The following is a 10,584-nucleotide window of genomic DNA, read 5'->3' on the forward strand; positions in this document are numbered from 1 at the left end:
GGTTTGGCCGCTGGGGCGGCCGGGGTCGGGGCCGGCTTGGCGGTGGCGACCTGGGTTGGTGCAGGCGTCGGCTTGGCGGCCGGGGCAGGTGTCGGCGTCGGTGCCGGACCGGCCGGCACGCCCGCAGGTGGTGCGGTGGTGGTCACGGTTGGCGGCACGTCGCTGCTGTCTTCGATCGGCGGCGGCGCGCCATCGTCGCCTTCAGTGATGCCTCCCGCGGCTTCTGCCAAGGGACCGCGCATGACCGGTTGCGACTGGCCGACCAGCGGCAGCGGCATCGGCTGGGTATTGCCGGCAAACTCCACCGCCGGCGCACCGCCGTTGGCTTGCGGAGTGCCCTGACCGAGAGGCAGCTGTGCCTGTTCGTTGGCAGGTGCGCCGGTGGTCGGTGCCTTGTTGCGACCTGGCATCAGCCAGGCGGCGGCTACCGCAACCACGACAACGGCGGAAATCGCCAATACGTGTTTCTTCGGCATGTTGAACCCCATACTTGGACGCTTCACCGCTGAGCGGCTGGCGATCATGATTTCGATCAGAGCATCTCGGGCCACCTGGTTGATGTTGCCAGGCCAGCCGTCGGAGCTTTCGTGAATCTCAGAGATCTGATCCGCGGTGAAAAGTTCGACACCCCGGCCAGCCCCCTCCAGCCGCTGGGCCAGGTATTCACGGGTTTCTTCCTCGGTGTAGGGCGCGAGCTCGATAACGTGGAAACGCTCTTCCTCGAGCTCCAACTGGTCCAGCTTGGCGATCAGAGACGACTCACCAAACAGGAACACATGGGGACGGCCTTCCGGCGCCCCGGCAGCCAGGGCCAGCAGCGCTTCCAAGGCCGATTCGTCGAGTTGTTCGGCATCGTCCACCAACAGGTAGACTTCCTGCCCGGTGAGCGCCAATTGTACGATCTGGTCGAGAATCGCGCCGATTTCCGCCTGAGCAACATTCAGCGCCTGGGCCACCTGGCGCAGCACACCCGCGGCATCACCCGCACCCCGGGCCGATACCACCACGCTTTGCACCGACTGCTTGTTGGTACTGGCCACCAGGGCCTGGCGCAGCAAGGTCTTGCCACTGCCCTGAGGGCCGGTGACCACCAGCAGCAATTGGCTGTAGCGGGCCAGATGGTGCAACTGGCCCAGCACCGGCTTGCGTTGGGCAGGGAAAAACTTGAAGCCCGGGACCCGCGGAGCGAAAGGGTCATGACTCAATTGGAAATGGCCGAGGAACGCCTCGTCGGCATGCAGACTAGTCATCGGAATCTTATTAACCTTTAAGCTGAGCCAGGGCACGGTAATCCGTTCCCAGCGTGGCCTGTAGAACCTCTTTCGGATAATCGTCGGTCACTACCGCTTCGCCCATGCGGCGCAGCAGCACCAGGCGCAGACGACCGTCGATCACTTTTTTGTCGATTGCCATGTGTTCAAGAAAATCCGCCTCGGTCATTTCTTCCGGCGGAACCACCGGCAACCCGGCACGTTGAAGCAGGCGAATACCACGATCGCGTTCCTGCTGGCTGATCCAACCCAGGCGCGCGGACATTTCCAGAGCCATGGCCGTCCCTGCGGCAACGGCCTCACCGTGCAGCCAGACGCCATAGCCCATATGGGTTTCGATGGCATGACCGAAGGTATGGCCAAGGTTGAGCGTGGCACGCACGCCCGATTCGCGCTCATCGGCGCCGACCACGGCAGCCTTGGCTGCGCAAGAGCGCTCGATCGCGTAAGTCAGGGCCTGCTGATCCAGCGCACGCAGGCGCTCGACGTTTTCTTCGAGCCAGCCGAGGAACGGCTCGTCGCAGATCAGCCCGTACTTGATCACTTCAGCCAGGCCTGCGGACAGTTCACGGGCCGGCAACGTCTTGAGGGAGGCGGTGTCGATGAGCACCACGTTGGGCTGATAGAACGCACCCACCATGTTTTTGCCCAGCGGATGATTGATGCCGGTCTTTCCGCCCACGGACGAATCGACCTGCGACAGCAGCGTGGTGGGGATCTGGATGAAGTCCACGCCGCGCTGATAGCACGCAGCAGCGAACCCGGCCATGTCGCCGATTACACCGCCGCCCAGGGCGACCACGGTGGTGCGACGGTCGTGACGCGCAGCCAGCAGGCCATCGAAGATCAACTGCAGCGTTTCCCAGTTCTTGAACGCTTCACCGTCGGGCAACACGACGGAGATGACGGAAAAAGCCGACAGGCTGCGAGTCAAGCGTTCCAGGTATAAAGGCGCGACGGTTTCATTGGTGATGATCGCGACTTGCCGTCCGGCGATATGCGGCGCCAGCAGTTCGGGCTGGTCGAGCAAGCCTTCGCCAATATAAATCGGGTAGCTGCGCTCGCCCAGGTCGACCTTAAGTGTCTGCATGTGTCCCCACAGTGAAGATGAAATCAGGCGTCCCTGCCTGCAATTAACGAAGTCCACGGCGCCTCAGTTAATGGCCATCCGCCACAACCCAGTCGAGCCAAAACGGGACGTCGAGGATAGCGCATTTCGCTCGGCACATTAACGGGGTGGCAGTTGCTGCAGGCGATCGAGAATTTCCAGCACCACCATCCGTGGCGGCCGCTCATCTGTTTCGATGACCAGGTCGGCAATTTCCCGATACAGCGGATCCCGCAGTTCCAGCAGATCCCGCAGCGTCTTGGCCGGGTCAGCGGTGCGCAACAGCGGCCGGTTGCGATCACGGGCGGTACGGCCCACCTGTTGCTCGACTGAAGCGTGCAGATAGACCACTCGTCCGCCGGCATGCAGCGCCCGACGATTGGCCTCGCGCATGACCGCGCCGCCGCCAGTCGCCAGCACCACGCCTTCGAAACCGCACAGCTCGGCGATCATCGCCTGCTCGCGGTCACGAAAGCCCGGTTCGCCTTCCTTATCAAAGATCCATGGGATATTGGCACCCGTGCGCAATTCAATTTCCTTGTCGGAATCTTTGAATGGCAGGCGCAGCTCTTTGGCCAGCAAACGACCGATGGTGCTTTTTCCAGCCCCCATCGGCCCAACAAGAATCAAATTTCGCACAGAATCAACGACTCACAGCAATCGCCTGGTTGTTCATGATACGCGGAGTGAGAAATACCAGCAGCTCGGATTTTTTCTCCGAAACCACATCACGCCGGAAAAGGCGGCCAAGATACGGCACATCGCCAAGAAATGGCACCTTATCTACAACCTTGCTCTGAGTATTTGAGAAAACGCCACCAATCACAATGGTCTCGCCGTCGTTGACCAAGACCTTGGCGTTGACCTCGTTTTTCTTGATCGGCGGCACATCCTGGACTTTGTTCAGGTAGTCCGGCTCATCCTTGGTGACCTTGACCTCCATGATGATGCGGTTGTCCGGGGTAATCTGCGGCGTGACCTCCAGCGACAACGAGGCTTCCTTGAACGACACCGAGGTGGCGCCGCTGGAACTGGCCTCCTGGTAGGGAATCTCCGTGCCCTTGAGGATTTTTGCCGTCTCCTTGTCGGAGGTCACGACCTTGGGCTGGGAAACGATTTCGCCGTTGCCGGTCTTCTCCATGGCGGTCAGCTCAAGGTCGAGCAGTACGTTGTCGGTGATGAACGCAATCCCGATACCCGAGGTGTTGCCCGAGGCGCCCAGGTCGACGAACGGCTGGTTGGTACCGGTGCTGCCCGGCGTACCAATGGTGGTGGAGTCGCCGGTGGTGACTCCGGAGGAATTCCAGTTGCCCTTGTTCTGTATCGAGCCACCCCAGCGCACACCCAGGCTTTTGTCGTAGTCGACGTTGGCCTCGACGATCCGCGCTTCGATCATCACCTGGCGCACCGGAATATCCAGCTGCGCCACGATCCGCCGCAGTTCGTCGAGCCGATCCTGGGTCTGGTAGGCGATGATGTTGTTGGTCCGCTCGTCGACCGTGATCGTGCCGCGCTCATCGGCCTTGGCTTCGGCACTGGTCACCGACTGAAAGAGCTTGGCAATGTCCGCCGCCTTGGCATAGTTGACCTGCAGCAGTTCACGGCGCAGCGGGGCGAGGTCGGCGATCTGCTTCTGCGATTCCAGCTCCTGGCGTTCGCGGGCGGCGATCTCGTCGGCCGGCGCTACCAGCAGCACATTGCCTACTTTGCGCTTGTCGAGCCCCTTGGTCTTGAGCACGAGGTCCAGCGCCTGGTCCCACGGCACGTTCTGCAACCGCAGGGTGATACCGCCCTGCACCGTATCGCTGGCCACCAGGTTGAGGTTGGTGAAATCGGCAATCAGCTGCAGTACCGAACGCACCTCGATGTCCTGGAAGTTCAACGACAGCTTTTCGCCGCTGTAGGCGGCGCGATCAGTATCGCGTTTTTGCAAATCCTCTACCGTCATGGGGCGGACACTGACGGTCAGCTTGTTGTCGGTCTGGTAGGTCGAATAATCGAAGGTTCCGCTGGGTTCGATGCTGATAGTGGCGCGATCAGAGCCGGCGCTGGCATTGATGAACTGCACCGGGGTGGCAAAATCCTTGACGTCCAGGCGCACCCTTAGCGGCTCGGGCAGCTGGGTCCTGGCGAAATCGAGGATGATCTTGCCTTCGCGCTCCTGGATGTCCGGGGCGATCGATGGATCGGACAAATCGATCACCACATTGCCTTCGCCCTGGGTCCCGCGCTGAAAATCTACCCCGCGAATGGCTTTGCCCGCCGGGGCGCGAGCCCTGGCAGGCGCAGGAGCGGGGACTGCCGGGCGAGCGGGTTGGGTTGAGCTCCTCGGGGTGGCGCCCTTGCCAACCACCACAAACAGATTGTTGCCCTCCACGCGCGTGTCATAGGGCGTCAATTGCGTAAGGCCGATGATCAACCGGGTCCGATCCCCCGCCTCGACCACGGTGGCGCTGCGCGCGTTGCCGCTGCCCAGATCGCGGCTCTTGCTGGCCAGTTGGCTGGTCACGCCCTGCAGATCCAGCGCAATCCGGGCCGGTTGCTCGGTGGTATAACCACGGGGCTTGGGCGGCGGTCCGTCGAAAGTCAACTTCAACTCGACCCGGTCCCCCGGTAACGCCGCCACATCCAGCGCTTTCAGGCTGGCGCCATGAACCACCGGCGACAACAACGCTATCCATAGCGAAATACCGAGGGCTGAAAAAATCCTGTTCATTGTTGGAGCTCCACTATTGAGTGCTCTTTCAAGGGAATGGTCCGTGGCCGCTCCAGCCAGGCGCCCTGGCCATCGGGAACGATTTCGACCACTTCAACCTGAGTGGCGCTGATAGCGATGATCCGCCCGTCGTTACGCCCCAGGTAATCTCCGACCTTCAGCCGGTGCACGCCACCCGCGCCACGCAACAGCGCAAAGGAACCGCTGGCATTGGAGATCGTACCGACCATCTCGAATTGCTCGATGTTGAAGCCTTCCAGGTATTGCTTGGCTCGGTTCGGGTCGGGGCGGACATTGCGCGAGCCTTGCTGTCGACCGGCCTGATCGACTGGGACCTGACGGGAAAAAGGGCTGCGCAGGTTGGCCGCACTGTAGGTAAAGGTTTCGTGAGGCCTGAATGTCGGCATTGGCTCGATCTTGCCGGGCGGACGCAGGCGCATCTCGTTCATATAGGCATCCAGGTCACTGAAGCCGTTGTCGTTGTTGCAGCCGGCCAGCGCAACCAGCCCGACCAGCAGGCCCAGGCGGCACCCCGGCCTCATGGCTGCGCCTCCTGTTCGTTGTACCGGTAGGTCTTGGCCTGGATGTTCATGCGCAGCTTCGTCCCCGCCTCCGGCTCCATCGGTGCGATCTCGAAATCGTGCAGGGTGACGATCCGGGGCAACCCGGCTACGCCGCTGACAAAGGTCGCCAGATCATGATAGCCGCCGGTCACGGTGATCTGGATCGGCAACTCGATGTAGAACGGCTGGGTAACCTCCGGCAGCAACTTGATCTCCTCGAACTCCAGGCCGCTGCCCAGGCCGGTGCGCGTGATGTCCTCCAGCAGGCCCGGCACTTCGGTGTCACTGGGCAATTGGCGCAACAGCACGCCAAAGGACGTTTCCATCTGTTTCATCTGCTCGGTGTAGCGCTCCAGGTTCGCCGCCATGTGCGCCTTGCCAGCGAATTGCGCCTTGAGGGTGTTCTCCTCCTCACGGACCTGCTGCAACTGGTTTTCCAGGTCGCTGAGGGCAAAGTTGTAGCCCAGGCCGAGCACCACGATCACTAGCAGGATACCGGCCAGCCATTTGACCGGCGTCGGCCATGAACCGACGTTGTTGGTGTCCAGGTCACTGAGATCGATCTTGCGCAGTGCGTCGAACCACTCTCCCGGCTTCATTGGGCGTCCTCCGTATCGGCCGCACGGGTTTGGCGCACCGTCAGCTGGAAAACGTTGGCTTGGTCGAGCTGGCCGGCCGTGGTGGCCTTGACCTCGGTCAGGCTGGGCGCATCGAACAGGTCCGACGAGTCGAGGTTGCGCATCAGGTCCGACACCCGATTGTTCGACGCCGCGGCACCTTTGACGGAGAGTGTGCCCTCTTCCATTTTCACCTCAGTGAAATAGACCCCGTCCGGCAGGGTTCGCGCCAGCTGATCAAAAATGCGCGCACTGACCGACCGGTTGCCTTGCAAGTCCTGGATGATCCGCATGCGCTCCAACAGTTGCTTGCGTCGGGCCTTCAGCTCGCTGATCTGCTTGATGCGCTCGTCCAGCACGGCGATTTCCCCGGTCAGATGGGCGTTGCGCGCCATTTGGTAGTCGATCTCGTTGCTCAGGTACTGCGCCGCCAGCAGGGTCAACCCCACCGCGCCGACCAGCGCGCCCACCAATGCCAGCAAGAAGCGCTTGCGCCGCTCTTCGCGCAGTTCTTCGCGCCAGGGAAGCAGGTTGATCCGCGCCATCAGTCGAAACTCCTGAGGGCCAGCCCGCAGGCAATCATCAGGGCTGGCGCATCACTGGCCAGGGCGCCGGCATTGACCTTGCTGCTCAAGGCCATGTTGGTAAACGGGTTGGCGACTTGAGTGGGCGTGCCAAGACGCTGCTCGATCAACCGATCGAGGCCGGCGACCGACGCCGTCCCTCCCGCCAGCAGAATGTGGTCCACCGCACTGTACTGGCCCGAAGCGAAGAAAAACTGCAGGGAGCGCGACACTTGTTGCACCAGCGCTTCGCGAAACGGTTGCAGCACCTCGCCGAGATAGTCGTCCGGCAGGCCGCCCTGCTTTTTTGCCAGGCCGGCCTGCTCCGGCGTCAGGCCATAACGGCGCTGGATTTCCTCGGTTAACTGGCGCCCACCGAACAACTGCTCGCGGGTATAAATGATGCGCCCGTTGTGCAACACACTGAGCGTGGTCATCGTCGCTCCGATGTCGATCACCGCCACGGTCAGGCGCTCCTGGGATGCCGCCAGCTGAGTGGCGAGCAGACCGAACGCGCGCTCCAGCGCGTACGCTTCCACATCGACCACCCGGGCCGTCAGCCCGGCAAGCGCCAGCGCCGCCTCGCGCACCTCGACATTCTCTTTGCGACAAGCCGCCAGCAGCACCTCGACACGCTCGGCGCTGCGAGGCGATACGCCAATCACCTCGAAATCGATCGCCACTTCGTCCAGTGGATAAGGAATGTACTGGTCGGCCTCGATCTTGAGCTGGTTTTCCATGTCGTCATCGGATAGCCCGGCGTCCATCTCGATGGTCTTGGTGATGACCGCCGACCCCGCCACAGCCACCGCCACGTTGCGCAAGGGTGTCCTGGCCTTGGCCAGCACCCGTGAAAGCGCCTGGCCCACCCCTTCCAGCTCGGCAATGTTCTTTTCCACCACGGCATTGGCTGGCAACGGCTCGACAGCGTAGGACTCGACACGTAGACGATCGCCCTGACGGCTCAATTCGAGCAGCTTCACCGACGTCGAGCTGATGTCGATCCCCAGAAGCGCATGGGCTTTTTTATTGAAGAGTCGTAGCACTACCAATTCCCTATGACTATCCGTGAGTTACGGACTCTCTAATATGAATTGCGTTCAATCCCCCCGGTCCGACGGACGTCCGGATGGCGTTCCCGAGGAAAAAAAATGCTTATAATGCCCAGCGTTTTTTTTCGCTTTGTTGCTGGCACGGGTCCTTCCCTGCACCTGGCGCTTTTTTCATTCTTTGTCTGGATATCCAAAAGCCTTGATTCGTCTGCTGAAATTTTTCGGATGGTCCATCGTCGCGGTTTTCTGCGGACTGCTCCTGGGTCTGAGTGGTGCCTTTCTTTACCTTAGTCCGGGATTGCCGTCCGTGGAGGCGCTGAGAAGTATTCAGTTGCAGATTCCTCTGCGGGTCTACAGCAGCGACAATAAATTGATCGCCGAATTTGGCGAAATGCGCCGCACACCCATCCGTTTCGCCGACATTCCGCCCAATTTCATCAATGCGTTACTAAGTGCTGAAGACGACAACTTCGCCAACCACTATGGCGTCGATCCGGGCAGCCTGATGCGCGCCGCCAGCCAATTGGTCAAGAGCGGCCATATCCAGTCCGGCGGCAGCACCATCACCATGCAGGTCGCCAAGAACTTCTTCCTGACCAGTGAGCGCAGCTTCTCGCGCAAGACCACCGAGATCCTCCTGGCCCTGCAGATCGAGCGGCAACTGACCAAGGATGAAATCCTCGAGCTGTACGTGAACAAGATTTACCTGGGCAACCGCGCCTACGGCATCGAAGCGGCGGCGCAGGTGTATTACGGCAAGTCGATCCGCGATGTGAGCCTGGCGCAGATGGCGATGATCGCCGGCCTGCCCAAGGCACCGTCGCGCTTCAACCCGCTGGCCAACCCGGCGCGCAGCAAGGAGCGTCGCGACTGGATTCTGGGTCGCATGTACAAGCTCGGCAAGATCAGCGAAGCCGAGTACACCGCCGCGATCAATGAGCCGCTCAACGCCAGTTATCACGTACCGACTCCGGAAGTGAACGCGCCGTACATCGCCGAAATGGCCCGGGCCGAGATGGTCGGGCGCTATGGCAGCGACGCCTACACCGAAGGTTTCCGGGTCACCACCACGGTGCCGAGCAACCTGCAGGAGATGGCCAATACCGCGCTCCACGAAGGCCTGATGACCTACGACCAGCGCCACGGCTACCGTGGGCCGGAATCGCGTCTGCCGGGCAAGACCAAGGAAGCCTGGGCCCTGGAGCTGACCAAGCAGCGCACCATCAGCAGCCTGGAGCCGGCGATCGTCACTCAGGTGGACAAGGACGGCATCAAGGTCCTGACCCGCAATGGCGAGTCCGAAGAGCACGTGGCCTGGGACACCATGAAATGGGCCCGTCCGTTCCTCAATACCAACAGCATGGGCGCCAACCCGCGGCAGCCGTCGGACGTCGCTCAGGTCGGCGACCTGATCCGCGTACAGCGCCAGCCGGACAACTCCCTCAAGTTCAGTCAGATACCTGCCGCCCAAGGCGCGCTGGTGTCGCTGGACCCGCAGAATGGCGCGATCCGCTCGCTGGTGGGTGGTTTCGCCTTCGAGCAGAGCAATTACAACCGCGCCTTGCAGGCCAAGCGTCAACCGGGCTCGAGCTTCAAGCCGTTCGTCTACAGCGCTGCGCTGGATAACGGCTACACCGCCGCCAGCCTGGTCAACGATGCGCCGATCGTGTTTGTCGACGAGTACCTCGACAAGGTCTGGCGACCGAAGAACGACACCAATACCTTCCTCGGCCCGATTCGCCTGCGCGAAGCGCTGTACAAGTCCCGCAACCTTGTCTCGATCCGCCTGCTGCAAGCGCTGGGCGTGGACCGCACCATCGACTACATCAGCAAGTTCGGCTTCAACAAGCAGGACCTGCCGCGCAACCTGTCCCTGGCACTGGGCACCGCGACGCTGACGCCCATGGAAATCGCCACGGGTTGGAGCACCTTTGCCAACGGCGGCTACAAGATCACTCCGTACATAATCGACAGGATCGAAAGCCGCAACGGCGAAACGTTGTTCGTCGCCAACCCGCCACGGGTGCCGACAGGCGAGCAAGCCAGCGACGGCGTCCCCGCCCCCGCCGCCGAGACCTTCACGGTCAACGCAACCGGCGGCGAAGCCACCACCGCACCTGGCGTACCGCAAGCGCCGGCAATCGCCGAACGCATCGTTGACGGCCGTACCACCTACATCCTCAACAGCATGCTGCAGGATGTGATCAAGCTCGGCACCGGCCGCCGCGCCCTGGCGCTGGGTCGCACCGACCTGGCCGGCAAGACCGGTACCACCAACGAATCGAAGGATGCGTGGTTCTCGGGCTACAACGGTGATTACGTGACCACCGTCTGGACCGGTTTCGACCAGCCCGAGAGCCTGGGTCGTCGCGAATTCGGCGGTACCGTGGCGCTGCCGATCTGGATGACCTACATGGGTGCCGCCCTCAAGGATCGGCCACCCCACACCCAGCCGGAACCGGAAGGCATTCTCAGCCTGCGGGTCGACCCGGTCAGCGGCCGCGCCGCTACGCCAGGCACGCCTGGGGCCTACTTCGAGCTGTTCAAGAGCGAAGATACGCCGCCGTCCGTCAATGAGCTGGGCAATGGTGTAGCGCCGGGCAGCCCGCTGCCGGCGGATGAGGCAGCGCCGATCGATCTGTTCTGACCGGACGCACCAAATCCGTGGGGGGGGGGGGGCTCCCGCTCGGCTGC

General features: G+C 62.0%; 9 protein-coding genes. 1 reads left to right on the forward strand and 8 read right to left on the reverse strand.

Features of this window, described 5'->3' with window-relative positions; genetic code table 11:
- The 8 genes from ACE04F_RS02495 to ACE04F_RS02530 all read right to left on the reverse strand — a co-directional run.
- Window positions 1-1,250: AAA family ATPase (locus ACE04F_RS02495; protein WP_486104571.1), on the reverse strand; the 1,250-nt coding region annotated here is incomplete at its 3' end.
- A 10-nt stretch (window positions 1,251-1,260) separates the two neighbouring features.
- On the reverse strand, window positions 1,261-2,361 hold the full coding sequence (gene aroB / locus ACE04F_RS02500; protein WP_486104573.1) for a 3-dehydroquinate synthase: 1,101 nt from the start codon (window positions 2,359-2,361) through the stop codon (window positions 1,261-1,263).
- 138 nt (window positions 2,362-2,499) lie between these two features.
- Window positions 2,500-3,018 (reverse strand): shikimate kinase AroK, encoded by a 519-nt coding sequence (gene aroK, locus ACE04F_RS02505; RefSeq protein ID WP_181290818.1) that lies wholly within the window; start codon window positions 3,016-3,018, stop codon window positions 2,500-2,502.
- Between the two features lie 4 nt (window positions 3,019-3,022).
- The gene (locus ACE04F_RS02510; RefSeq protein WP_486104575.1) at window positions 3,023-5,095 is read right to left on the reverse strand and encodes a type IV pilus secretin PilQ; all 2,073 of its coding nucleotides are present in this window, start codon (window positions 5,093-5,095) and stop codon (window positions 3,023-3,025) included.
- The gene (locus ACE04F_RS02515; protein WP_486104577.1) at window positions 5,092-5,637 is read right to left on the reverse strand and encodes a pilus assembly protein PilP; all 546 of its coding nucleotides are present in this window, start codon (window positions 5,635-5,637) and stop codon (window positions 5,092-5,094) included. Before ACE04F_RS02515 ends, ACE04F_RS02510 begins: the two co-directional genes overlap by 4 nt.
- Window positions 5,634-6,257, reverse strand: coding sequence for a type 4a pilus biogenesis protein PilO (pilO, locus tag ACE04F_RS02520; protein ID WP_486104579.1), 624 nt, complete (start codon window positions 6,255-6,257; stop codon window positions 5,634-5,636). The genes ACE04F_RS02515 and pilO overlap by 4 nt, the downstream gene beginning before the upstream one ends.
- Complete coding sequence (locus ACE04F_RS02525) at window positions 6,254-6,820, reverse strand: PilN domain-containing protein (protein ID WP_486104581.1); 567 nt, start codon at window positions 6,818-6,820, stop codon at window positions 6,254-6,256. Before ACE04F_RS02525 ends, pilO begins: the two co-directional genes overlap by 4 nt.
- Entirely contained in the window at window positions 6,820-7,884 is a 1,065-nt protein-coding gene (locus ACE04F_RS02530; protein ID WP_486104583.1) for a pilus assembly protein PilM, read from the reverse strand. The genes ACE04F_RS02525 and ACE04F_RS02530 overlap by 1 nt, the downstream gene beginning before the upstream one ends.
- 208 nt (window positions 7,885-8,092) lie before the next feature.
- Between ACE04F_RS02530 and ACE04F_RS02535 the strand changes: the two genes are divergently transcribed.
- Complete coding sequence (locus tag ACE04F_RS02535) at window positions 8,093-10,537, forward strand: penicillin-binding protein 1A (RefSeq protein ID WP_486104602.1); 2,445 nt, start codon at window positions 8,093-8,095, stop codon at window positions 10,535-10,537.
- Window positions 10,538-10,584 lie beyond the last annotated feature (47 nt).

Source organism: Pseudomonas sp. AGC41 (assembly GCF_057334555.1).

Bases quoted from the DNA above. Each gene is read 5' to 3' on its own strand.
- aroB (WP_486104573.1), bottom strand. From the start codon at position 2,361: ATGCAGACACTTAAGGTCGACCTGGGCGAGCGCAGCTACCCGATTTAT.
- ACE04F_RS02510 (WP_486104575.1), bottom strand. From the start codon at position 5,095: ATGAACAGGATTTTTTCAGCCCTCGGTATTTCGCTATGGATAGCGTTG.
- ACE04F_RS02515 (WP_486104577.1), bottom strand. From the start codon at position 5,637: ATGAGGCCGGGGTGCCGCCTGGGCCTGCTGGTCGGGCTGGTTGCGCTG.
- pilO (WP_486104579.1), bottom strand. From the start codon at position 6,257: ATGAAGCCGGGAGAGTGGTTCGACGCACTGCGCAAGATCGATCTCAGT.
- ACE04F_RS02525 (WP_486104581.1), bottom strand. From the start codon at position 6,820: ATGGCGCGGATCAACCTGCTTCCCTGGCGCGAAGAACTGCGCGAAGAG.